This is a genomic window from Methyloversatilis discipulorum (assembly GCF_000527135.1).
GTDB lineage: Bacteria > Pseudomonadota > Gammaproteobacteria > Burkholderiales > Rhodocyclaceae > Methyloversatilis > Methyloversatilis discipulorum.
In genome coordinates, this window is sequence record NZ_AZUP01000001.1 from 2,818,024 (window position 1) to 2,842,769 (window position 24,746).

Consider the following 24,746-nt stretch of genomic DNA (forward strand, 5'->3'; position numbering starts at 1 on the left):
CAACTTTTCCCGCAGCCGGCGAATACCGCCCGCGTCCGGCAGCGATTGACAGGGCCGGCGTCGCCGACGCAAGGTATGCGCCCCGCGACGCCCCGCCCACACCTGTGCTCAGACTTCTCCACACCGCCGACTGGCAGATCGGCAAGCAGTACGGACAGTTCGACGCCGACGAGGCGGCACTGCTGGCCGAAGCCCGCATCGCCGCGGTCGAGCGGCTGGCCGTGCTGGCGACCGAGCAGCGCGTCGATCTGGTGCTGGTTGCCGGCGACGTGTTCGACGCCCAGGGCATCGCCGACAAGACGGTACTGCGGCTGTTCAACGCGACGCGCGCGCATGCCGGCCCGTGGGTCATGATCCCCGGCAACCACGACGCCGCGCTCAGCGAATCGGTGTGGACGCGTGCGCAGCGGCTCAACGCGGTGCCCGACAACGTGCACCTGTGCCTGCAGCCCGAGCCGCTGCGGTTCGACGGGCTGAACGCCGTCGTGCTGCCGGCGCCGCTGACCCAGCGCCACACCTACAACGACCTGACCGACTGGTTCGCCGCCGCTGATACACCCGACGGCGTCTTCCGCATCGGCATCGCGCACGGGGCGGTGCAGGGCCTGCTCGCCGACGGCATCGACTCCGCCAACCCGATTGCGGCCGACCGCGCCGCACAAGCGCGGCTGGACTACCTTGCGCTCGGCGACTGGCATGGCTGCCGCCAGGTCGATGCACGCTGCTGGTACAGCGGCACGCCGGAAACCGACCGCTTCCGCAACAACGATTCCGGCCGCGCGCTCATCGTCGACATCGACGCACCGGGCGCCGTGCCACGGGTGACGCCGGTGGATACCGGTCGCTACCGCTGGCGCAGCGAGGCGTTCACGCTGCAGGTGGCGAGCGACGTCGATGCGCTGTGCGCACTGCTCGGCGCGCTCGCGGCAGACGACGTGCTGCAGCTCGACATCGATGGCCGCACCGATCTCGATGGTCTGACCCGCATCGGCGACGCGATCACGCAAGCGCGCGGCCGCGCACGCGCCGTGCTGGCCGAGCTCGATCGCGTACGCATCGAACCGACCGCCGACGACCTCGAACGACTGGCCGCCGAAGGCTATCTGGGCGAGGTGATCGCCGATCTGCGCGCCGCGCAGGACGGTGCCGACGGCGACACCGCGCGCGACGCACTGGTGCTGCTGGCCGGCCTGCTCGACGCGCGCCGCGCGGGGGTGACGCGATGAAGATCAGCCGCCTGCGCGTCGACCAGTTCCGCCGCTTCCGCCAGCCCTTCGAACTGCGCGACCTCGGCCCCGGACTCAATCTGTTCGCCGGCCCCAACGAAGCCGGCAAGAGCACGCTGGTCGCCGCGCTGCGCGCCGCCTTCTTCGAGCGTCACCGCTCCGGCACGGTCGAGCACCTGCGCCCGTGGGGCGACACCGGCGCCGCCCCCGAGGTCGAACTCGATTTCGAACTCGATGGCACGCCCTGCCGCCTGTCCAAGCGCTTCCTCGGCAAGAAGCGCTGCACGCTGCAGTTCGGCACGCGCACCTACGACGGCGCCGAAGCCGAGGATTTCATCGCCGAACAGCTGGGCTTCGCCTTCGCTGCCAAGGGGTCGAGCAAGGCCGAGCACTGGGGTATTCCTGGTCTGCTGTGGATGGAACAGGGCAGCGCGCAGGACATTCGCGCCGCCGTCACGCACGCCACCGATCACCTGCGCACCGCGCTGAACGCCTCGCTCGGCGAGATCGCCGGCGGCGACGGCGACGACGTGACGAACGAGGTGGAACGGCTGCGCAACGAATTGCTGACGCCGTCCTCCGACCGTCCGCGCGGCGCCTACGCCGAGGCGCTGCAGGCAGAGCAATCGCTGCACGAAGCGCTGACGAAAGTGGACGACGATCTGCTCGCCGTCCGCCAGAAGGTGGACCGGCTGGCACAACTGCGCCGCGAGCACGACGCCGACGCCGCACAGCGGCCATGGGAGGACCTGCGCGCGCGTGCCGCCGCCGCTGCCGCGACGCTGCGCGAGGCGCAGTCGCTGCAGGAACGCCTGCTCGTCGAGAAGCGCTCGGCGCAGTCACTGCAGGAGCGCGCCGATCTGTTGCGCCAGCAGCTCGACCGCTGGGCGGCCGAGGCGAGCGACGCCCAGGCGCGCGCCGAAGCGGTGAGTGCGGCACAGCGCGCGCTCGACGACGCGACCGCGCTGGCCGCGCCCTGGCAGCAGCGCGAACGCGATGCGCAGACGCAGCACGACGCCGCACGCCGCACGCTGGCGCTGACGCGCGCACGCGACAACCGGCGCGCGCTGGTACGCGAGCTGGACGAGCTCCGCCGCAAGAGCGAAGCGCTGGCCGCCACGCTGGCGCAGGCCGAAGCGGAACAGGCGCGCCAGCTCGCGCTGCAGGCCGAAGTGGCGGCCAGCGAAATCAGGGCGGGCGATCTGAACGCACTGCGCGACCAGGCGCGGCAGCTGCGCGAACTGGACATCCGGCGTACGGCGATCGCCACCCGGCTGCGCTTCGCGCTCGACGCCGGGCGCGAACTGCGCATTGGCGACGACGTGCTCAGCGGCGACGGCGAACGCCTGCTGCTCGATGCCACCACGCTGACGCTGCCCGGCTACGGCCGGCTGCGCATCGAACCCGGCGGCGGCGACCTCGCCGCGCTGGCGCGCGAAGCGGCCGAAGTGCAGGACCGCCACGCCAGCGCGCTGGCCCGGCTCGGCGTCGACTCGCTCGACGCCGCCGAGGCACGCCAGCAGCAGCACGCGCACAGGCTGTCCGATCTGAAGGCGGCGCAGGCAACGCTGAAGGCGCTGGCGCCGCAGGGCGTCGATGCGCTGCGTGCCGAACGCGCGGCGCTCGCCGGTCGAGCGGCCGAACTGACGCAGCGACTCACGGCGCCGGCGGACGAAGGCGACGACACGCTCCCGCCGGTCGCCGAAGCCGAAGCCGCCGAAGACGCCGCACGCCACGCGCTGGCCGAAGCCACCCGCCGACTGGCCGACGCACGCAACCGTTGCGCCGCTGCGCAGGCGGCGCTGGACGCCGCGCAGCGCGAACTCGGCGCGGCCCGCGCCCGGCTCGACGACCCGACGCGCGCGCAGCAGCTGGCCGACACCCGCGTCGCGCTGACCGACGCGCTGGCGCAGCAGGAAGCGGCCGCGCTGCGCATCGCCGATCTGGCGCGCCAGCTCGACGCCGCCCGCCCGCAGGCGCTGGCGCAGGACGTCGAGCGCTACACGCGCAGCGCCGAGCAGATCGAACGCAGCTTCGCGCAGCGGCGCGACGCGCTCACCGTGCTCGAAGTCGAACTGCAGGCGGCCGGCGCGCAGGGGCTGGACGAACGCCGCGCCGGGCTGGCACGCGACCACGCCGCAGCCGAGCGCCGCGCCGGCCAGCTGGCACGGCGGGCCCGCGCGCTCGACCTGCTGCTGCGCAGCCTGCGCGACAAGCGGCACGCGCTGACGCAGCGGCTGCAGGCGCCATTGCAGACGCATCTGAACCACTATCTCGGCCTGCTCTTCCCGGGTGCGCGCATCGCCCTCGACGACAGCCTGAGCCCCGGTCCGCTGACACGCGACGGCACCGCCGGCAGCGAAAGCGGCGAGGTCGACGAGCTGAGCTTCGGCGCGCGCGAACAGATGGGCGTGATCGCCCGCCTCGCCTATGCCGATCTGCTGAAGGAAGCCGGAAAGCCGACGCTCATCATCCTCGACGACGCGCTGGTGCACAGCGACGACGCGCGGCTGGAACGGATGAAGCGCGTGCTGTTCGACGCCGCACTGCGCCACCAGGTGCTGCTGTTCACCTGTCATCCGGACAAGTGGCGCGACATGGGCGTGCCGGTGCGTACACTGGAAGCCGCTTTGTAAGCGGGGTTTGCGTCACCGGCCAGCGGCGGAACTGCCTGCGCGGCGCCGGATCGGAGCAGCATTGCCGCCAACCGACGGAGTGCCGATGAATCCTGACAACGCCCTGCTCACCATTGCCCTGTTCGCCGCCTTCGCCGATGGCGTCAAGGACGACCGCGAGCGCGAACACGTGCGCCGCTTCGCCGACTCGCTCGGCGCGCAGGCGCCCGATCTGCCGCGCCTCTACCAGGACGTGCTGCTCAAGCGGGTGACGCTGCGCGACGCGACCTCGGCGCTGGGCGATCTCGGCCAGCGCCAGTTCGCCTATGAAATGGCGCTGTGCATCTGTGACGCCGACGGTCGCCAGTGCGACACCGAACGCGCCTTCCTCGCCGACCTGAAGCGTCAGCTCTGTCTCGACGGCGACGCGCGGGTGGCTGATGCCGAGAGCAAGGCCGACGCGCTGGCCGACCTCGACCAGTACGCGCCCGCCACGGTCCCTGCAGTCGCCGCACCGGTTACGGCCACGCAGCCGGCGCCGTCGGACGCCGAGCTCGACAAGACCATCCTGAACTACGCCATCCTCAACGGCGCGCTCGAACTGCTGCCGCAGAGCTGGGCCTCGGTCGCCATCATTCCGCTGCAGATCAAGATGGTCTATCGCATCGGCCGCGCGCACGGCTACGAACTGGATCAGGGCCACATCAAGGAATTCCTCGCCACGGTCGGCGTCGGCCTCACCTCGCAGTACCTCGAACAATTCGGCCGCAAGCTGCTCGGCGGCCTGCTCGGCAAGATGGCCGGCAAGACCGTCGGCGGCCTCGGCCGCGCCGCCACCGGCATGGCCTTCTCGTTCGCCAGCACCTATGCGCTCGGCCACATCGCAAAACGCTATTACGCGGGCGGCCGGCAGATGAGCGCAGCGGCGCTGCAACAGGGCTTCCAGCAGATGCTGGAACCGGCAAAGAAGCTGCAGGCCGACTACCTGCCGCAGATGCGCGAGCGCGCGTCCGGCCTGGACGCCGGGCAGATCATGGCAATGGTGCGCGGCGGCTGAGCGCACCCAGGCCCGTTTGCGCTGGCGCAACGGGCCCGACGCACCGGCAGTGCACAATGGCGGCCCCCGCAGTCCGCGGGCGATCAATCATGAATGGGTAGGCCGTGAGTTCACTTCCGAAATGTCCGCAGTGCGGTTCCGAATACACCTACGAGGACGGCAGCATGTACGTCTGTCCGGAATGCGCGCACGAGTGGCCGCAGTTGGCCGCCGAAACCACCGATCAGGCGCGCGTCGTCAAGGACGCCTACGGCAACGTGCTGGCCGACGGCGACAGCGTCACGCTGATCAAGGACCTGAAGGTGAAGGGCTCGTCGTCGGTGCTGAAGGTGGGCACCAAGGTGAAGTCCATCCGCCTGGTCGAAGGCGACCACGACATCGACTGCCGCATCGACGGCTTCGGCGCGATGCAGCTGAAGTCGGAGTTCGTGAAGAAGGCCTGAGTGCGGCCGTGCGCGCCGGTCGACGACCGGCACGCATCCGCGATCAGAAGCGCTCCACCTCGACCTTCACGTCGTCGATCGCCAGACCGTGATCGAAGCTGAAGTTGTTGCGCACGGACCAGCGCAGCCACAGGCGGCTGCCGGCCGTCCATGCCGGCGTGATGACGCCGCCGAGTGTCTGTTTGGCCAGCGGGTCACGACCGAACACCGGTGCGCCGCTCGGCGTGACGATCAGCGGCGACGGCGAGTCGAAATCGAAGCCGGCGCCCGGGCGCACCCAGTCGACATGACCGAATTCCTCGCCGACGCCGTACTCGAACACCAGCACGTTCAGGTCGTCGCTGGCGCCCTGCCGCCACTGCTGGCCTTCGAACGCGACGCGCACCGCGTCGATGCCGCGGCCGCCCGCATTGCGGAAGGACACGGCGATGTAGCCGGCGAGCTGGCCGGCGGCCGGCGTGCCGAAGTAGCTGCCGCCGGTGCCGACCGCGCCGAGCGCGCGGTTGCCGTCGCCTTCGAGGCCGTAGCTGTAGAAGCTGCCGCCTGCGTCGTCACCGGTGTCGCCGCGGTAGGTCGGCGTCACCAGCGGCTGTTCGACGAAGTTGAGCAGGCGCCAGCCGGGCAGCGTGTCGTTGTCGCGCCAGTCGAAGGCGCGACTGGTGGCGCCCAGCGTGTCGAAGTCCTGCACGTAGACGAAGCGCCCGGTGGCGTCCGGCGCCACCGCGATGTCGGCCGTGGCCGGCAGCGCAGCCGCGCCGAGTGCGGCTGCGAGCAGGAAAGCACGTATCGAGATCATCGCCACCGTCCGCTCAGGCGCGCTTGCGGCGCGCGACTGCGCCGACGATGCCGAGGCCGGCGGCCAGCAGCGCGATCGAGGTCGGTTCCGGCACCGCCGGGATGGCGACGCTCAGCGACACGTTGTCGATGGCCAGGCCGTGGTCGAAGCCGGCGCTGTTGTAGTCGATCCAGGTGATCCACAGCGTCTGGCCGGCCTCCCACTCGAGCGCGATGTCACCGCCGCGCAGCACGGCATTAGCGTTGCCGTCGGAGGCGAAGCCTGCGGTCGAGGCGGCGTTGGTCACCGTCGAGTTGTACTTGAACGCGCTGCCCGGATTGATCCAGGTGCCCACGCTGGCGAAGCTGTCGCCGAAGCCGTAGCGGAAGTCCAGCGTGTCGCTGCCTTGGTTGGATTCGCCGACGCGCCATTGCTCGGCATCCCAGAACACGCTGACGCCTTCGATGGTGGCACCGCTGTCGTTGCGGAAGGCGGCCGCGGCATAGCCGGACAGCGCGCTGGAAGCGGGCGAGCCCCAGTAGGCGCCGCCGGAGCCGAGCGCTCCCAGCGCGCGGTCGCTGTCGGCGTTCTGCCCGTAGCTGTAGAAGTAGCCACCGGCGTCGCTGCCGTTGCCGGCGCGGTAGAAGGTCTTGGCGACCTTGGCCGAATCGAACAGCGACCAGCCGGCGAGGGTGCTGTCATTGCTCCAGGCGACGTTGCTGCTGCCGTTGGCGGAGGCCAGCATGTCGAAGTCCTGGAAGTACTCGAAGCTGTCGAACAGGCCCGAGGCGTCACGTTCCAGCGTGACGCTGACGGCGGCGTGAGCCGGGGCGGCCAGTGCAGCGAAGGCGACGGCCAGAGCGGTGGCGAGGGTGCGGTGGATCATGGTGAGGTTCTCCGTGAGGTGCGGTGGGTTCGGATTCAGGCGAGCGGCAACAGCGCGCGCTGGGCGCTGCCGGGCAGCGTGCGCACGGTGGCGCCTTCGCTGAGCGTGTACTGGCGGGACTTGACGGTGCTGACGAAGTACCAGGTGGAGCGGCACTCGTCGCGCGTGGCGGTCAGCACCATGAAGCCGCGGTGAGCGGTTTCGGCGTACTTGAGGTCGGGAATCGTGTCGACCATCCATTGCGCGACCACTTCCGGCGCGTCGGTGCGGCGGCTGACTTCCATGCCGGGCGAGGACACGCCAGGTGTGGCGAACTCGACGCCGATGCGGTTGCCGGCGGCGTCGACCAGGTCACTCGCCCAGGCGTTGTGCGTGTCGCCGGCGACCACGACCAGGTTCTTGTCGAGCCGGCGCGCAGCAGCGTAGACCGCCTCGCGCGCTGCTTCGTAGCCGCCCCAAGCGTCGGTGCTGCGCGGGATCGACGGCTGGCCAAGGATGTAGCGCTCGGCACGGGTGAGCGCCTCCGGCTGCGTCGCCGCCTTGTCGTTCAGCGCAATCCAGTTGGCGATCGAGATCTGGTCGAGCGCGATGGCAGCCGGAATTTCGGCGCGCGCCATCAGCACCTGCTGGCCCAGCACCTGCCAGGTCGCGGTCGAATCGGCCATCTGCTGTTCCAGCCAGGCCTGCTGCACGCTGCCCAGCATCTGCCGGCTGTCGTCGCCAATCGCCGCGCGCAGTGCGTCGGCATTGATGCCGTCGGGGCCGACGAAATCGCCGAAGGCGAGCTGTTCGGTGCGCGCCAGCAGGCGGGTTTCCAGCATGTGCAGCGACAGCAGGTCGCCGAAGTCGAAGGAGCGGTAGATGCGGCGCAGGTCGGCGGTGTCCGGCGTACGCACCGGCAGCCACTCGTGATAGGCCTTCAGCGCAGCAGCGCGACGGTCGGCGTAAGGGCCTTCGGTGGCCGGGGTGTGATTGGCGGCGCCGGACACGAAGGTGTTGTTGCACACCTCGTGATCGTCCCAGACCGCGATCAGCGGCACCGCGGCGGTCAGCGCCTGCAGGCCGGGATCACCGCGGTACAGCGCGTGACGGGTGCGGTAGTCGGCCAACGTGATGCACTCGCCCGCCGGCAGCACTTCGCGGCCAAGCGCTGCGGCGTCGTCGGTGGCATACCCGCTGCGGCCGTATTCGTAGATGTAGTCGCCGAGATGCAGCGCGGCATGGAGGTCGTCCATGCGCGCCGCTTCGGCGTAGGCGTGGAAGTAGCCGGCCGGGAAGTTCGAGCACGAAAAAACGGCGAGCTTCACCTGGTCGACCGCGCCCTCGGGCAAGGTACGCGTGCGACCGACCGGCGAGCGCTGGCTGCCGTAGGTGAAGCGGTAGTGGTAGCGCGTGTCCGGGCGCAGGCCATCGACGTCGATCTTGACCGTGAAGTCGCGCGTCGCATTGGTGCGGAACAGGCCGCTGCGCACGACACGGCTGAATGCGGCATCGATCGCCACTTCCCAGAACACGCGCGGCTGGGCGTCGCCCGGCGCGGTAATGCGGGTCCACAGGATGACGCGGCGGGCCAGCGGGTCGCCGCTGGCGATGCCATGAACGAAGGGCGCGGCGGCGGCCTGCGCGGTCGAGCCGGAAAGAAGGGCCGGCGCGGCGAGCGCGGCGGCGCCGAGGGTGCCGATGAACTTGCGGCGGCTGGTCGGGGACGTGGTCATGTACGGTCGGCGCGATACGGAAATGCGAAGGCCGCACAGTGTTGTTTGCCGACATTACAGGCCGCATCTGCGCGACGCCGCCGCTCGTGGTCCGTTCAGACTATCGGCGGCGACGGCGCACATCGTTCACCCGGTTTGCGCAAATTGACCGAAAATCGTGCGCCGCATCGGCCGCCCGCGGTATTTTCCCGGTCATGGACAGACGACGCACCGCCCCACTCGAAGCCGTAATGGACCTCCTGCTCGACGCCGTATGCGTCGTGGACGAGTTCGGGCACTTCGTATTTGTCAGCGCCGCCTTCGAGCGCATCTTCGGCTACAGCTGCGACGAGGTGATCGGCCGCCGGATGATCGACCTGGTGCTGCCGGAAGACCGCGAACGCACGCTGCGCGCGGCGGCCGAAATCATGTCGGGCGACCCCAAGCTCAGCTTCGAGAACCGTTACGTGCGCAAGGACGGCGCCATCGTGCACATCCTGTGGTCGGCGCGCTGGTCGGAAAGCGAACGGCTGCGCGTGGCGATCGCGCACGACATCACTGCACGCAAGCGTGCTGGCGACATGCAGGCGGCGATGTACGCGATGTCCGAGGCGGCGCACGTGGCGACCGACCTGTTCGACCTGCTGGCACGCGCGCATCGCATCGTCGCCGACCTGCTGCCGGCCGAGCGCCTGATGGTGGGCGTGCGCAATGAGATCGACGGCGCGCTCAACATCGCCTACGCGGCCGACGCGCACGGCGATCCGGTCGACGGTCTGCCGTCGCGGTGTATCGATTTCTGTGCCGACGTGGTGGCGCGCGGCGAAACCCGACTGATGGCCGGCGAACGCGGCGAAACCTGGCTCGGCGCGCCGCTGGTGTCGGCCGACGGCTGCCTCGGCGCGCTGGCGCTGAAACGCGCCCCGGGCGCCGCAGTGTTCACCGAACGCGACCGCGAACTGCTGAATTTCGTCGCCACCCAGATCGCCACCGCGCTCGAGCGCATGCAACTGCAGACGCGGCTGCGCCGCATGGCGCAGTACGACGGCCTGACCGGCCTGCCCAATCGAGCGCTGCTGCATGACCGCATCGAAACGGCGATCGCCGCCGCGCGGCGCACCAAGGGCAGGCTCGCCCTGCTCTACCTCGACCTCGACCGTTTCAAGGAAGTGAACGACACACTGGGCCACGCCGCTGGCGACGTGCTGCTGCATGACGTGGCGCAGCGCCTGCGCCTGTGCGTGCGCGAGGCCGACACGGTGGCGCGCATCGGCGGCGACGAGTTCGTCGTGCTGCTGGCCGACGTGCGCCGCATGGAGGACGCCGAGACGGTGGCCGACAAGATCCGCGAAGTGCTGGCACGACCCGTGACGATGGACGGCCACGAACTCACCGTCGGCGCCAGCATCGGCATCGCCCGCTGGCCGGAAAACGGCGACAGCGCGAAGGATCTGCTGCTGATCGCCGACGCCGCGATGTACGCGGCGAAGCGTCGGCGCTGAGCGCCGGCCGCTCAGCGCGCAGTCAGCTGCGGTTTCAGGCTGCGGCTCAGCGCCAGCTTGCGCACGATGGACGAGAAGGAACGCATCTGGCTTGCTTGCTGCCGGCTGCCGCGCTTCCACAGGATGCCCGGCGTGCGGATCGGTGTCGGACTTTCCAGCAGCACACGCTTCAGCCCTGACTGCGGCGTCACCGCGTTCGCCGCGACGACCGAGCCGATCTGCGTGCGCGCCACGAGGCCCAGCATCGGAGCGATCGTGTTCATCTCCGCCACCACCTGAGGTTCGGCGCCGCAGGCGCGGAAGCACTCGTCGAGCATCACGCGGGTTGCGAACTCCTTGGGCAGCAGCACCAGCTGCTGCCGGTGCAGTTCGACCAGCCGTACCTTCTTGCGGTTGGCCAGCGGGTGATCATCAGCGACCACCAGCACCATTTCTTCGTTGTACAGCGGCTCGAACCACAGATCGTCCGGCGCCGCCGGGCGATAGGCGATGCCCAGGTCCAGTTCGCCCGACTTCACCTTGGCGCTGATGTCGTCGGCCGACAGTTCCTCGACGATGACGCGCGCGGTCGGATGACGGGTCAGGAAGATGGCGACGCACTCCGGTATGAAACCGAGATTGAAGGTGTGCGTGGCACCCACCCTTACCTCGCCGGCCAGGTCACCCGACGCCTCCTTCAGCGCGCCGATGCCCTGGTCGACCGCGCCCAGCGCCTGGCTGGCGTATTCGAGGAACAGTTCGCCGGCGTCGGTGAGCAGCACCTTCTTGCCGACGCGCTCGAACAGCGTCTTGTCCAGTTCCTCCTCCAGCTGGCGGATCTGGTGCGACAGCGTCGATTGCGTGACATGAACCCGCTCAGCCGCCCGGGTGAAATTGAGGCATTCGGCGAGGGTGACGAAGTAGCGCAGATGTCTCAACTCCATGCTCAGGTACCTCGCACACAACTATCGATGCCATAGATGGTAACGATGAAAATTCATCATTTCTACATCTTGTAAGCGCTCTCTATCCTCCACTCAACAAAGCGTCACCGACCCGCAACCGAGGCGGATGACGCACAGGAACCGGAGGAGAAGAGATGACCCACCCCGTGGGCGCGGACCTGACACAGGCCGTGCTGGCCCGACTGGACAGCTGCAGCGACCCGCGCTTCAAGGCAGTGATGAGTGCGCTGGTGGCGCACCTGCACGCCTTCATGCGCGAGGTCGACCTGACGCCCGAGGAGTGGATGGCCGGCATCGAATTCCTGACTGCGACCGGACGGGCGTGCGACGCGCAGCGTCAGGAGTTCATCCTGCTGTCGGACACCCTCGGCGCGTCCATGCTCGCGGTGGCACTGCAGCAGGCGCGTGCCATCGGCAGTGGCCGGGGCGCGACGGAGGCGACCGAAGCGACGGTAGAGGGCCCCTACTACCTGGACTGCGCACCCGATCGCCCCCTGGGCGCCGACATCGGCGAGGGCCTTGCAGGCGAGCCGACCTTCTACGCCGGCCGCGTCACCGACACCGAGGGCAATCCGATCGCAGGTGCGCTGCTCGACGTCTGGTCCGGCGACGGCGAAGGGGTGTACGACATGGCGGCCGGTGGACGGCGCGGCATGCCGGCGCGCGGCCGCTTCCGCACCGACGACCAGGGCCGCTACTGGTTCTGGTCCATCCGTCCGGGCCACTACCCGGTGCCGATGGACGGCCCGGTCGGCCGCATGCTCGAACGCATGGGCAGCCATCCGAACCGCCCCGGCCACATCCACATGAAGGTGTCAGCGACCGGCTTCGTGCCGGTGACCACCCATCTCTTTGTCGCAGACAGCCTCTATCTCGATTCCGACGCCGTGTTTGGTGTGCGCGACAGCCTGATCGTCGATTTCGACGCGCACGGGCCGGGCGAAGCACCGGACGGCCGCCTGCTCGACCGGCCCTACTGGTCGGCCCACTACGACTTCCGCCTCGCCCCGCTCGCGGGGTAGGCGTCCGCCGCGCTTCGGTGCGGCCTCACGAGGACAGAACAATGAAGATAGGCAAGGAAGTGATTCCGAGAACGGCAATCTCGACCTCGGACGAGCACTCCATCACCGTGCGCGGTGCCGATCTGTGCGCGGACCTGATCGGCCGCATCGGTTTCACCGAGTATTTCCATCTGCTGGTGACCGGCCGCCGCGCCACACCGGCAGCGACCGCCATCATCGACGCGACGCTGGTCGCCATCGCCGAGCATGGGCTGGTGCCCAGCGTGCAGGCCAGCCGGATGACGCTGGCCGCGGCACCCGATGCGCTGCAGGGCGCGGTAGCGGCCGGCATCCTGGGTTGCGGCTCGGTCATCCTCGGCGCGTCGGAAACAGCCGGTCGGCTGTTCCATGAAATCGAGCAGCACGCAGCCGGTGGTGACATCGACGTCGCGGCGCGCGAGGTGGTGCAGGAATGGCGCGCGGCAAAGAATGCGATTCCGGGTTACGGACATCCGCAGCACAAGGCACGCGACCCGCGCGTCGATGCACTGTTCGCAGTGGCGCGTGAGCAGGCCATCGACCTGCGCTACGTGGCGATCGCCGAAGCGGTCGAGCGGGCGATTCCAGATGTCATCGGCAAAGACCTGAAGCTCAACGTGTCGGCCGCCATTCCGGCGCTGCTGCTGGGCGTGGGCTTTCCGCTGGACGCGCTGAAGGGCGTGCCGATACTGGCGCGCACCGCCGGGCTGATCGCCCACCTGACCGAAGAACTGCAGCGCTCGATCGGCTTCGCGCTGTCCTACCAGGCGACGCGCGAAGCGCAGTACGACGGCGAACCGGCACGCGACGGAGCAGCGGAATGAGCGGCGTGCTGTCCGGCGTGCGCGTGATCGAACAGGGTACTTTCATCACCGGCCCCGCAGCCGGGATGATTCTGGGCGATCTGGGCGCGGACGTGATCAAGGTCGAACAGCCGGAATCGGGTGACCCCTTCCGCGCCTTTAAGGGCGGCCTCTACAGCCCGCACTTCCAGACCTACAACCGCAACAAACGCAGCATTGCGCTGAATCCGAAGAACGCCGACGACCTTGCGGTATTCGACGATCTCATCCGCAGCGCCGACGTGTACATCCAGAACTTCCGTCCGGGTGCCGCCGAGCGTCTGGGCGCCGGCGAAGCCCGACTGCGGGCACTGAACCCGCGACTGATCTATTGCGCCATCAGTGGCTTCGGGCAGACCGGCCCGGCTGCACAACGGCCGAGTTATGACACGGTGGCCCAGGCTGCAAGCGGATATCTGAAGCTGCTGGTGAACCCGGCGGATCCGCGCGTCGTGGGGCCGGCCGTCGCCGACGCGATGACCGGCTACTACGCCGCCTTCGGCATCCTCGGCGCGCTGTACGAGCGCGCACGCACCGGCATCGGCCGCACGGTCGAGGTGTCGATGCTGGAGGCGATGTGCCACTTCAATCTCGACGCCTTCACCCACCTGCTGTCTGAAGGCGAGGTGATGGGGCCGTTCAGCCGCCCCAGCGTCTCCCAGTCCTACGTCATGCGCTGCAGTGACGGCAAATGGCTGGCGCTGCACATGTCTTCGCCGGAGAAGTTCTGGCAGGGGTTGGCCGACGCCATGGGCCGGCCGGACATCTTCAGCGACCCGCGCTTCTGCTCGCGCGAGGCGCGCATCAATCACTACGAAGAACTGATCGCGCTGATGCGCGAAATCTTCGCGACCGACACGCGTGCCGCCTGGTGCATACGGCTGGCCGAGCGCGACGTGCCGCACGCGCCGATGTACGACACCGACGAAGTGCTGACCGACCCGCAGGTGCGCCATCTCGAACTCGAGGTCAGCGCGCGCCATCCGCAGATGGGCCCGTTCCGGACCATCCGCTTCCCGGTGTCCTTCGACGGCCGTCGCGCCTTCGACGTGCAGCCGCCGCCGCTGCTCGACGAGCACGCCGACGACATCCGCAAGAGCTTGCAGCAGAACGACGACGGCCCGTCGCACAAGGGCAGCGACTGAAGGAAGGCAGACACACGACGCAAGGCCCCGCTCGTCCGGAGCCGCACATGCCAAGAAGGAGGAGACATGAAAAAGAAACACGCACCGCAGCCGGGCAGGAACAGGCGCTCATGCCGCAAGGCGTTGCCGCTGGCCATCGCCGCCATGGCCGGACTGGGCGGCTCGGCGCCGGCCGTGGCGTTCGAGATCGAGTCCGGCAATCCGGACGTGAAGATGCGCTGGGACAACACGGTGAAGTACTCGAATGCCTGGCGCCTCGAAGACCGCTCGCGCACGCTGACCAGCGACATCAACCAGGACGACGGCAACCGCAATTTCGGCCGCGGCCTGATTTCCAACCGTATCGACCTGCTGTCGGAATTCGACCTCAGCTACAAGGGCAGTTACGGCCTGCGGCTGAGCGGCGCCGGCTGGTACGACACGGTGTACCAGCGCTCGAACGACAACAATTCGCCGGCTACGATCAACCAGCTATCGCGCCCGTCGGACGAGTTCGTCGACGCGACACGCGACCTGCACGGCGGCCGCGCCGAATGGCTGGATGCATTCGTCTATGCCAACGGCGAGCGCGGCAACGTCCGTCTCGGCCGCCACTCCATCCTGTACGGCGAGACGCTGTTCTTCGGCGCCAACGGCATTGCCGCTGCGCAATCGCCGACCGACATCGTGAAACTGCTGTCGGTACCGAACTCGCAGTTCAAGGAGATCATCCTGCCGGTGAACCAGGTGTCCGGCCAGATCCAGCTGACCGACACGGTTTCGCTCGGCGCCTACTACCAGTTCGAATTCCGCAAGAACCGCATTCCGGGTGTCGGCAGTTACTTCTCCGGCGCCGACGTGCTGGGGTCGGGCACCGAGCGCTTCCTGTTTGCACCGGGCGTCGGTGTGCCGCGTGTCGAAGACGGCAATGCGCCGGATTCCGGACAGGGCGGTGTGCAGCTGCGCTGGCGTCCGGAAGGCACGGACATCGAGTTCGGCTTCTACGCCGTGCGTTACCACGACAAGAACTTCCAGGTGTATCTGCGCCCGGTCGCCGGCGACCTGCAGATGGTCTATCCGGAGGACGTGCGCGCCTATGGTGTGAGCTTCAGTACAGAGATCGCCGACTTCAATCTTGCAGGTGAGTTTTCAGTCCGCCGCAACACGCCGCTGGTCAGCGGGCCGGTGGTCGACATGAGCCCGACCGGTGTGGCCGACAACGACAGCAATGCGCTCTATGCAATCGGCAATTCCGCACACGCCAACCTGTCGGCCATCTTCTTCCTGAACCGGTCGAAGTTCTGGGACAACGCCTCGCTGGTGGGCGAAATCGCCTGGAACCGGCGTACCAGCATCACGAAGAACGCTGCCGAGCTGGACCCGAACACCTCGCGTGACGCCTGGGGTCTGCGCTTCGTGTTCGAACCGCAGTGGTTCCAGGCCGCGCCGGGCCTCGATCTGTCGATGCCCATCGGCCTTGGCTACAACCCGAAGGGCAATTCGTCCGTGGTGCAGCTGTTCAACGGCGGCGTCGAGCACGGCGGCGACGTGTCGATTGGCGTCAAGGGTGTCTATCAGCAGGTGTGGCGCGGCGGCATCAACTACACGCACTACATCGGCCGTGCCGGCAACGCACTGGGCACCGACGCCAACCTCACCTTCCGACAGAACTACGCGGACCGCGATTTCATCTCGGTTTCGCTGCAGCGCACCTTCTAAGAACACCGGAGACGGCACATGATTTCGATGAAAACCCTCGCGGCCGCGCTGGTGGCCGCATCGCTGGCGAGTACGGGCTGGGCGGCCGTGACCGCCGATGAAGCCGCAAAGCTCAAGTCGGAACTGACACCGCTGGGCGGAGAGAAGGCGGGCAACAAGGACGGCAGCATTCCTGCGTGGAACGGTGGCTACACCAAGGTTCCGGCCGGCTACAAGAGCGGCCAGCCGCGGCCCGATCCGTTCGCCGACGAGAAGCCGCTGTACACCGTGACGGCGGCCAATATGGCGCAGTACGCGGACAAGCTGGACGAAGGGCAGCAATACCTGCTCAAGAAGTACCCGGACTACAAGATCAACGTCTACCCCACGCACCGGAGCGCGGCCGCGCCGCAATGGGTGTATGACGAAACGTTCAAGAACGCCACGCGCGCAAAGATGGATGGCGATTCGGTCATCGATGCATACGGCGGCATTCCTTTCCCGATTCCGAAAACCGGCGCGGAGCTGCTGTGGAATCACTCCTTGCGCGTGCGTTCGCAGGGCTATCGCCAGGCCTTCCGTACCTACACCATCGATACGAACGGCACTTCTTCGCTGGCAAGCGGCGCGGTGAACGAGGTGACGATTCCGTACTACACGAAAGGTCTGTCCCCGGAGCACATCAAGAACAACGGTGGCGCGTACTACCAGAACCTCCAGTCGGTCGAATCGCCTTCGATCCGCGCAGGGGAAATGCTGATGTACTACGACCAGCTGGACAACACGCGACCGGCCTGGCAGTACCTCGTCGGTCAGCGCCGTGTCCGTCGCGCGCCGACCATCTGCTGCGACACACCGAATTTCGTGGCCTCCGGTGTCGATTTCTTCGATCAGGTGTTCGTCTGGTTCGGCCCTGCGACCAACTATGACTGGAAGATCGCCGGCAAGAAGGAACTGATCATTCCCTACAACAACAACCGGCTCGTTGCATCGAAGCCGGAGGACGCGATGAGCAAGCACTTCGTGAATCCCGAGCTCGTCCGTTGGGAGGTTCACCGCGTCTGGGTGCTCGAAGGGACCGTCCGTCCCGGCAAGCGTGACGTGCGTCCGAAGCGCCGGCTCTACCTCGACGAGGACACGTACATCGCCGCGATCGGCAACACCTGGGATGCACAGGGAACCCTGTGGCACACCAGCTATGGTTTCCCGTGGATGCAGTACGAGATACCGGCTGTCGGTCAGGAAACCTACACGACGCTGGACCTTATCAAGGGCACGTACTCCTACACGACGATGAGCGATCAGCACAACCAGATCCAGGTCATCGATCCACTTCCTCCCAGCTACTACACGCCGGAATCGCTGTCTCGCCGCGGAGTGCGGTGAGGCGAGCCGGCCATGCCCGCGACCGGTCGGCCCGTCTGCAGGAGGGTTACGGTCGCCGGGCGGCTGTGGAACAGGACAACAAGTGACGACCCGGGGAGTGCAACATGAGCAGCATTGAAGAATCCGTTCTGATCGTCGGGGCAGGACCGACCGGCCTGATCCTTGCGCATGAACTTTTGCGCCGAAACGTGCCGGTACGCCTGATCGAAAAGAGAAAGGGGCCTTCACACACGACGAGGGCGATGACGGTGCACGCGCGCTCGATGGAAATGTTCGAGCACATGGGCATTGCGCACCGACTCGAGGAGGTCTGCCTCCAGTGCCCGGGCAACATCTATCACTTTCCCCATCTGCCGGAGAGCGAGCAGCCGCGCACTGACTACCGCGTGCTGCCGACGCGCTTCGCGTTCTACTACAAGATCAACCAGAACGACTTCGAACAGGTCCTGCGCGAGCACCTGTTCTCCCAGTACAGCCTGAAGCCGGAGTACAGGACGGAGCTGGTGGGGCTGAGCCAGGATGCAGGGTCGGTTGAAGCCCGGATCATGCGGCCGGACGGAACGGTCGACACCCGCCGGCATTCATGGGTTGTCGGTTGCGACGGCGTACGCAGTTTCGTACGCGGCGCCGCCGGCATCGACTTCCCCGGCGAAGAAGTGGCCGCAATGGCCATGATGGACGTCGAGCTCACCGACGTGAACTTTGACGACCACTGGATGAATTACTTCTTTGACGAGGAGTTGTTCATGAACTGCACCAAGCTGCCGGGCCGGTGCTGGCGCATCTACATGAGCGAGCCGACAGGTGCGCTGGTCCATGCCGATGATGCACGCGCCGCCTTTCAGACCGTGGCGGACCGGCTGGGCATCGGCATGAAGATCGGAGAGCCCGAGTGGGCGACGGCCTGGGCGATCCGGAACAACATCGCCGACCGCTATCGAAACGGTCGCATGCTCATCTGCGGCGATGCATCGCATGTGCACTCGCCTTCGGGTGGCCAGGGCATGAACGGGTGCATGCAGGACGCCTTCAACCTCGGCTGGAAGCTTGCGGCCGTCTTCAAGGGGCTGGCGGCCGAAGCCGTGCTCGACAGTTACGAGCGCGAGCGCAAACCGATCGGTGAGCAGATCACCGAAGGGGCGATGGCGACGCACGAAATCGTGATGGGTTTCGGCATCGCACCGGAGGAGCGCCTGCATTACACGCAGGAACCCGGCTGGGAGGCACGCACGATACAGCTCGTGTCCGGGCTGTCGCACAACTACCGCGACGTGGCGCTCGTGCCGCCGGTGATTCATGCCGTGGCAGGCCCCCGGGCAGGCGAGCGGGCACCGGACGCACTGCTGGTAAGCGAACCTCGGAAGCGCCTTTACGACGTGTTCAGACATCCGCGATTCACCCTGCTCGTGGTGCCGGGCGCTGATGTGGACAGCCATCTGTCCGCCGGGCGTGCCTTGCGCGACGAACTGGAGCGGCGCTATCCGTCCCAGGTCGTGGCCTGCCTGGTTCCGCAGGGGAACACACGGATGTCCGAGCATCCGGACCCCGACCGGGCGACCAAGGCGACGGTCTCGCCGGAAGGCCGTGGCGATGACACGGGATTCGATTTCGACCATCGGGTATGTGACGAAACGGGCGAAATCCTGGCGCGCTATGGCATCGGTCCCGAAGGCCGGCTCATCCTGGTTCGCCCGGACCTGTATGTCGGCATGAGCTGCGTGCCGGAGGAGGCGGCGGCCATGCTCGGCTACCTCGAACAGTGGTTCCGGCCAGTCAGCGGATGCGCGGCATGAGCACCGGTTCCGCACGGCACGCGTTCAGTGCGCGGGAGAGCACATGAAGGTTCTGGACATTCTGGTCAGACACAACATGACCCTTGACCGGTTGGCGGCGGCCGTCGACTTCTACTGCGGTCTGCTTGCCGCGCCGGTCGAACTGGATCTGGATCTGCTGGACGGCCGGCTGCGCGTCGTGCAGGTCGGAAAGATGGTCCTGGTGGGCTATCACCCGCAGATCGCGTCCGCGATCTCAATGGCAGGCGCCGTCTATCTGGTCCGGGATATCGAATCCTTCCGGACAGCCCTGAGCGCACAGGGGTGCGAAACACTCGAAGCGCTGACGGACGTGGTCACCGGCAAGGTGATGGTGATGAAGCATCCGGACGGCCTGGTGGTCGAGTATGTGGAGCATCTCGATGCCGTGCGGACCGCCGGTTCAGGAGAGCATCGATGAACGGAAGTTTTCTCCGCACGGCAGTGCGATGCGGCGCAGGCGGCTGCGCGCTGCTGGCGCTGATTGCCGGCGCCGGTGCGGCGATCCAGGCAACGGCGGGAAACGCGGCCGGTTCGCTCGATCCGCTTGATCCGCTGTCGCGAAAGGCCGCCGTGGTGCCGAACGCGCCGGCTTCCGTATTGATTGCCGCAACGCGTGCCGATCAGCGTGTGATCGTCGCCGGTGAGAACGGCATCGTTCTGTTCAGCGACGACGCGGCTGCGCACTGGCAGCAGGCTGCGGTGCCGGTGAGCGTCACGCTGACCGCAGTGAGCTTCGCGGATGCGGAACGGGGCTGGGCTGTCGGCCACAGTGGTGTGGTGCTGGCCACCACCGATGGCGGCCGGACCTGGACGCGTCAGCTCGATGGCCGTGCCATCGCCGGCCTGCCGGAAGAAGCAGCCGCAGGCGCGGACGATGGCGATCCGCCACTGCTGCCCAATGCGGGCGATCCGCTGCTCGACGTGCTGTTCCTCGATGCGAACGAAGGCTTCGCCATCGGTGCGTTCGGACTGTTCCTGCACACCGCCGACGGCGGTGCGCACTGGACGCGGGCATCCGCACGTCTGCCCAATCCGGATGGCAATCACCTGTACGGCATCCGCCTGATCGGCGACCGCCTGTATGTGGTGGGCGAACGCGGCGCGGTATTCGTGTCGTCTGACCGCGGCGCGCGCTTCGAGGCGCTGAAGACGCCGTATGAAGGCAGCTTCTTCGGCGTTGCCGGCAACGCCGACGGTGCCGTCGTGGTGTTCGGGCTGCAGGGGCGGGCTTTCGTGTCGACCGATCACGGTGTGCACTGGAACGACGTGGGCGGCGACGGCAGCAGCGCCTGGACCGGTGGCGCCACGCTGGACGATGGCCGGATGGTACTGGTCGGCCAGGCGGGCGACGTCCGGTTGCAGCAGGCGGCAGGCGGACGCTTTGACGGATGGACGGGCAAACAACCGCCGCTGTCAGCGGTGGCGGCCGGTCCGGACGGGCGGCTGGTGGCGGTGGGGCCGCGTGGCGTGCATGTGATCGAAACGGCTGCGGCCACACAGGGGAGTGAACAACCGTGATGCCGACGCCTCCGCAGGATGCGGTCGCCTTCGACGCGACCGGGCAGGGCTTCGATGCGCAGTCCGGCAGCTGGGCCGAGCGCCTGTTCTTCAACAACCGGCTGCTGGTGATCGCCCTGTGCGCGCTGGCCACGCTGCTGCTCGGCTATCAGGCCACGCGCCTGCAGCTGGCGGCGAGCTTCGAGCGCATGCTGCCGACGGATCACCCGTATGTGCAGAACTTCCGTGCCCACGAGAAGCAGCTCGCCGGCTCCGGCAACGTGCTGCGCATCGTGGTGGCCACCGAAGGCGACAGCATTCTCGATCCGGCCTACATGGACACGTTGCGCCGGATCAACGACGAGGTCTATCTGCTGCCCGGTGTCGATCGCGCCTACATGAAGTCGCTGTACATGTCGGCGGTGCGCTGGGTGGCGGTGACCGACCAGGGGCTGGAGGGCGGGCCGGTCATGCCGGACGGATTCGACGGATCTCCGGACAAGCTGGCGGAGCTGCGCAGCAACATCGAACGGTCAGGGCAGATCGGTCAGCTGGTGGCGGCGGACTTCCGGTCCAGCGTGCTGCAGGTGCCGCTGATCGATCGCGATTTCAACAGCGGACGGCCGCTGGATTACCAGGCGCTGAACGCGAAGCTGGAGGATCTGCGTGCGAAGTACGCATCCGACGGCATTCACATCCACATCACCGGCTTTGCCAAGGTCGCGGGCGACCTGATCGACGGCATGCGGCAGATCCTCGTGTTCTTCGCCGTCGCCATCGGCATCTGCAGTGCGGTGCTGTATGGCTACACGCGCTGCGTGCGCAGTACCGGGCTGGTGATGGCCTGTTCGCTGGTCGCCGTGGTGTGGTTGCTGGGCTTGCTCCCGCTGCTCGGCTTCGAACTGAACCCGTACTCGATACTGGTGCCCTTCCTGGTGTTCGCCATCGGCATGAGCCACGGCGCGCAGAAGATGAACGGCATCATGCAGGACATCGGTCGCGGTGCGCCGAAGTGGGTGGCGGCGCGACTGACCTTCCGCCGTCTCTTCCTCGCCGGACTGACCGCACTGCTGGCGGACGCGGTGGGCTTTGCCGTGCTCATGATCATCCGCATCCCGGTCATCCAGGATCTGGCGCTGGCCGCCAGTCTGGGTGTGGCGGTGCTCATCTTCACCAACCTGGTGCTGCTGCCGGTGCTGCTGTCCTACACCGGCGTCAGTCCGGTTGCCGCAGCGCGCAGCCTGCGCGCCGAACAGGCCGGCGAGGACGGCAACAAGCACGCGTTCTGGGCCTTCCTCGATCTGTTCACGCAACGTCGCTGGGCGACGCGGGCCGTCATCGGTGCGGCGGTGCTGGGCGTGGCCGGATTCGTGGTGAGCCTGAACCTGAAGATCGGCGATCTCGATCCGGGGGCGCCCGAGTTGCGCGCCGATTCACGCTACAACGTGGACAACGCCTACGTGATCGGCCACTACGCCGCCAGCAGCGACGTCTATACGGTCATGATTCCGACGCCCAAGGACAGCTGTTCCAAGTACGGCACGCTGCTGCGGGTGAACGAACTGGAATCCCGGCTGCGCGCCCTGCCCGGCGTCGAGTCGACGGTGTCCTTCGTCGGTACGGCCAAGAGCGGCATGGTGGGTTTCGCCGAAGGCAATCCGAAGTGGTACGAACTGTCGCGCGACCAGGCCAGCATCAACTCGGTGACGCAGTACGCACCGCGCGAAACGCTGGACGCGCAGTGCAGCTTCCTCACCATCCAGACCTTCCTGCGCGACCACAAGGCGGACACGCTGGATGCCGTGTCATCGGTGGTCGATGCCTTCGGTGCCGAGTACAACGGCCCGGATGCGCAGTTCCTGTCCGCGGCCGGCAACGCCGGCATCGAGGCCGCCACCAACATCGTCGTGCGGCAGGCCAACCGCGAAATGCTGGCCATGGTGTACGCCGCGGTGGTGGTGCTGTGCTTCGTCACCTTCCGCTCCTGGCGTGCCGTGGTGTGCGCCGTGGTGCCGCTGGTGCTCACCTCCATCCTGTGCGAGGCGCTCATGGTGGCGCTGGGCATCGGCGTGAAGGTGGCCACGCTGCCGGTGGTGGCGCTGGGCGTGGGCATCGGCGTCGACTACGCGCTGTACGTGCTCAGCGTGACGCTGGCCAATCTGAAGGCGGGCCGCACGCTGTCGCAGGCCTACTACGGCGCCCTGCTGTTCACCGGCAAGGTGGTGGTGCTGACCGGCGTCACGCTGGGCATCGCGGTCGCCACCTGGGCCTTCTCGCCGATCAAGTTCCAGGGCGACATGGGTGTGCTGCTCGCCTTCATGTTCGTCTGGAACATGCTCGGCGCCCTCATCCTGCTGCCCGCCCTTGCCTACTTCCTGCTGCGCCGCGATGTCCAGCAGGATGCCGCACACCAACCGGCGCCGGTCGAGCACAGCCTCGCCGCCTGAGACCGGAACATTGAGGAGACCACGATGACCCCCTACCTGCTCGACACCTGGTACGCCGCGGGCTGGAGCGACGACTTCGGCGCGGACATGAAGCCGCTCACGCTGCTCGACCAGCCGCTGCTGTTCTTCCGCGACAGCGCCGGCCGGGTGCGGGCGATGAGCGACCGTTGCCCGCATCGCTTCGCGCCGCTGCACATGGGCACCCTGTGCAACGACCGCGTGCAGTGTCCCTACCATGGCCTGCAGTTCGACGGCGACGGCCGTTGCGTGCATAACCCGCACGGCGACGGCGCCATTCCGAAGGCAGCCGTGCTGCGCAGCTACCCGACGGAGGAAAGGCATTCGCTGGTGTGGATCTGGATGGGTGATCCGGCGCGCGCGGACAGCACCCTCATTCCGGACTTTGCTTTCCTGTCCGATCCGGCGCTGGTGACCAACAGAGGCACGCTGCGCGGGGCCGGTCACTACGAGCTGTACAGCGACAACATCATGGATCTGGGCCATGCCGAATTCCTGCATCCGGGGCTGGGTGCGCCCGCCTTCACGCAAGGTCCGCGGGACATCTACCAGCGGGGCAGTACGGTGTGGTCCAACGTGGCCAGCCTCGACTCGGAACTGTCGCCCCTGCATGCCGCGATCAAGCAGCTCGAAGGGCGCCGCCTGGACTGGTGGGTGGATGTGCGCTGGGACCCGCCGGCGTCGATGGAACTGACGCTGTACGTCGATGAGGTCGGCGGCAGCCGCGAAACGGCGAAATGGACGGACAGGGGCTGCCACATCATGACCCCGGAAACCGCGGACAGCACCCTGTACTTCTGGGCCAACTGCCGCAACTACCGCCGCGACGACGCCGCACTGACAGCAGCCATCCAGGCCGGTCTCGAAGCCGCGTTCGAGAACGAGGACAAGCCGATGATCGCAGCCCAGTCCGCAATGATGAAGGGCGCCGATTTCTGGTCACTGAAGCCGGTGCTGCTGGCGGGCGACGCGGGAGGCGTGCGCGCCCGTCGCGTGCTGGCCAAGCTCATTGCCGACGAGTCGGCCCGCAATGCCCGCGCCGCCGATGCGTCGCCCCCTGCCGCATCGCCCGCCACCCCCGCCACCTGCTGACCGTACCAACATCGCCCCACCGAGGAGGAGCACACCATGAGTCTTGAAAACTGGACCCCGAGCGAAATCGATCTTGACCGCGCACGCGAAGTCGCCAGCGAGCGGCGTGCCGCAAACAAGGTGAAGATGCTGCATCACCACGCCTTCCGCTGCCGCAGCGCGGAGGAGACGCGCGCCTTCTACGAGGGCATCCTCGGCTTTCCGCTGGTGGCGGCCTGCATCGAGCCCATCGATCCGCTGACCAACGAGCCCAAACCCTACATGCACCTGTACTTCGAACTGGCCGATGGCAGCGCACTGGCCTTCTTCGACTACCCGGCACACTTCAGGCCGGAAGACTTTCCCGAAGTCGACCAGTTCGGCCACCACATCGCGATGGAAGTGAGCGGCGGCCACGAAACCATAGACGGCTACAAGAAGAAGCTCCAGGACGCAGGCATCGACGTGCTGGAAATCGACCATGGCTACTGCCGTTCGATCTACTTCTACGATCCGAACGGCATGCGGGTCGAATTCGCCACCAACGTGACGGTGACCGAACGCTTCTTCGCCGACAAGTATCAGTCGGTCGATGCCGACATGGCGCAGTGGAAGAAGATCCGCGCACAGCATTTCGGCGAGGCCGCGAAGGCCTGAAGCGCCGACG

Annotated in this window: 20 protein-coding genes; 16 read left to right on the forward strand and 4 right to left on the reverse strand. The window is 67.4% G+C overall.

What is annotated here, in order from left to right; genetic code table 11:
* The first annotated feature begins 104 nt into the window (after positions 1-104).
* From METFAM1_RS0113135 to METFAM1_RS0113150, 4 genes are all read left to right on the forward strand, one after another.
* Positions 105-1,226, forward strand: coding sequence for a metallophosphoesterase family protein (locus METFAM1_RS0113135; RefSeq protein ID WP_019915781.1), 1,122 nt, complete (start codon positions 105-107; stop codon positions 1,224-1,226).
* Positions 1,223-3,862, forward strand: coding sequence for an AAA family ATPase (locus METFAM1_RS0113140; RefSeq protein ID WP_019915782.1), 2,640 nt, complete (start codon positions 1,223-1,225; stop codon positions 3,860-3,862). The genes METFAM1_RS0113135 and METFAM1_RS0113140 overlap by 4 nt, the downstream gene beginning before the upstream one ends.
* A gap of 85 nt (positions 3,863-3,947) precedes the next feature.
* Positions 3,948-4,898, forward strand: coding sequence for a YcjF family protein (locus METFAM1_RS0113145; protein WP_019915783.1), 951 nt, complete (start codon positions 3,948-3,950; stop codon positions 4,896-4,898).
* Between the two features lie 104 nt (positions 4,899-5,002).
* On the forward strand, positions 5,003-5,341 hold the full coding sequence (locus METFAM1_RS0113150) for a zinc ribbon domain-containing protein YjdM (RefSeq protein WP_019915784.1): 339 nt from the start codon (positions 5,003-5,005) through the stop codon (positions 5,339-5,341).
* A 43-nt stretch (positions 5,342-5,384) separates the two neighbouring features.
* On the opposite strand, the gene METFAM1_RS0113155 is transcribed toward METFAM1_RS0113150, so the two are convergent.
* From METFAM1_RS0113155 to METFAM1_RS0113165, 3 genes are read right to left on the reverse strand one after another with little or no spacing between them, the layout of a single operon-like run.
* A complete protein-coding gene (locus METFAM1_RS0113155) occupies positions 5,385-6,137 on the reverse strand; it encodes a hypothetical protein (RefSeq protein WP_019915785.1) in 753 nt (250 codons plus the stop codon).
* 13 nt (positions 6,138-6,150) lie between these two features.
* Positions 6,151-7,002, reverse strand: coding sequence for a PEP-CTERM sorting domain-containing protein (locus tag METFAM1_RS0113160; protein WP_019915786.1), 852 nt, complete (start codon positions 7,000-7,002; stop codon positions 6,151-6,153).
* Positions 7,003-7,037: 35 nt separating this feature from the next.
* Complete coding sequence (locus tag METFAM1_RS0113165) at positions 7,038-8,717, reverse strand: alkaline phosphatase D family protein (RefSeq protein WP_019915787.1); 1,680 nt, start codon at positions 8,715-8,717, stop codon at positions 7,038-7,040.
* A gap of 194 nt (positions 8,718-8,911) precedes the next feature.
* On the opposite strand from METFAM1_RS0113165, the gene METFAM1_RS0113170 reads away from it, so the two are divergent.
* A complete protein-coding gene (locus METFAM1_RS0113170; RefSeq protein ID WP_024300691.1) occupies positions 8,912-10,198 on the forward strand; it encodes a sensor domain-containing protein in 1,287 nt (428 codons plus the stop codon).
* A gap of 11 nt (positions 10,199-10,209) precedes the next feature.
* Here METFAM1_RS0113170 and METFAM1_RS0113175 read toward each other — a convergent pair whose 3' ends face one another.
* Positions 10,210-11,121: a LysR substrate-binding domain-containing protein gene (locus METFAM1_RS0113175; RefSeq protein ID WP_019915790.1), complete on the reverse strand. Its 912-nt coding sequence runs from the start codon at positions 11,119-11,121 to the stop codon at positions 10,210-10,212.
* Between the two features lie 155 nt (positions 11,122-11,276).
* Here METFAM1_RS0113175 and METFAM1_RS0113180 point away from each other — a divergent pair, with 155 nt between their 5' ends.
* From METFAM1_RS0113180 to METFAM1_RS0113230, 11 genes are all read left to right on the forward strand, one after another.
* A complete protein-coding gene (locus tag METFAM1_RS0113180) occupies positions 11,277-12,164 on the forward strand; it encodes a dioxygenase family protein (RefSeq protein WP_019915791.1) in 888 nt (295 codons plus the stop codon).
* A 41-nt stretch (positions 12,165-12,205) separates the two neighbouring features.
* On the forward strand, positions 12,206-13,006 hold the full coding sequence (locus METFAM1_RS0113185) for a citryl-CoA lyase (RefSeq protein WP_019915792.1): 801 nt from the start codon (positions 12,206-12,208) through the stop codon (positions 13,004-13,006).
* Positions 13,003-14,169, forward strand: a complete 1,167-nt coding sequence (locus METFAM1_RS0113190) for a CaiB/BaiF CoA transferase family protein (RefSeq protein WP_019915793.1) — start codon at positions 13,003-13,005, stop codon at positions 14,167-14,169. Before METFAM1_RS0113185 ends, METFAM1_RS0113190 begins: the two co-directional genes overlap by 4 nt.
* A 66-nt stretch (positions 14,170-14,235) precedes the next feature.
* Positions 14,236-15,867, forward strand: a complete 1,632-nt coding sequence (locus METFAM1_RS0113195; protein WP_157256625.1) for a DUF1302 domain-containing protein — start codon at positions 14,236-14,238, stop codon at positions 15,865-15,867.
* An 18-nt stretch (positions 15,868-15,885) separates the two neighbouring features.
* Positions 15,886-17,232: a DUF1329 domain-containing protein gene (locus METFAM1_RS0113200; protein WP_019915795.1), complete on the forward strand. Its 1,347-nt coding sequence runs from the start codon at positions 15,886-15,888 to the stop codon at positions 17,230-17,232.
* Positions 17,233-17,336: 104 nt separating this feature from the next.
* Positions 17,337-19,025 (forward strand): FAD-dependent monooxygenase, encoded by a 1,689-nt coding sequence (locus METFAM1_RS0113205; protein WP_024300692.1) that lies wholly within the window; start codon positions 17,337-17,339, stop codon positions 19,023-19,025.
* A gap of 43 nt (positions 19,026-19,068) precedes the next feature.
* Positions 19,069-19,464 (forward strand): VOC family protein, encoded by a 396-nt coding sequence (locus METFAM1_RS0113210; protein ID WP_019915797.1) that lies wholly within the window; start codon positions 19,069-19,071, stop codon positions 19,462-19,464.
* The gene (locus METFAM1_RS0113215; protein ID WP_019915798.1) at positions 19,461-20,564 is read left to right on the forward strand and encodes a YCF48-related protein; all 1,104 of its coding nucleotides are present in this window, start codon (positions 19,461-19,463) and stop codon (positions 20,562-20,564) included. The genes METFAM1_RS0113210 and METFAM1_RS0113215 overlap by 4 nt, the downstream gene beginning before the upstream one ends.
* Positions 20,564-22,990 carry an efflux RND transporter permease subunit gene (locus METFAM1_RS0113220; RefSeq protein WP_019915799.1) on the forward strand — a complete coding sequence of 809 codons (2,427 nt, stop codon included), beginning with the start codon at positions 20,564-20,566 and terminating at the stop codon, positions 22,988-22,990. Before METFAM1_RS0113215 ends, METFAM1_RS0113220 begins: the two co-directional genes overlap by 1 nt.
* Positions 22,991-23,014: 24 nt before the next feature.
* Complete coding sequence (locus METFAM1_RS0113225) at positions 23,015-24,100, forward strand: Rieske 2Fe-2S domain-containing protein (protein WP_019915801.1); 1,086 nt, start codon at positions 23,015-23,017, stop codon at positions 24,098-24,100.
* 36 nt (positions 24,101-24,136) lie between these two features.
* On the forward strand, positions 24,137-24,736 hold the full coding sequence (locus METFAM1_RS0113230; RefSeq protein WP_019915803.1) for a VOC family protein: 600 nt from the start codon (positions 24,137-24,139) through the stop codon (positions 24,734-24,736).
* The last annotated feature ends 10 nt before the right edge of the window (positions 24,737-24,746 follow it).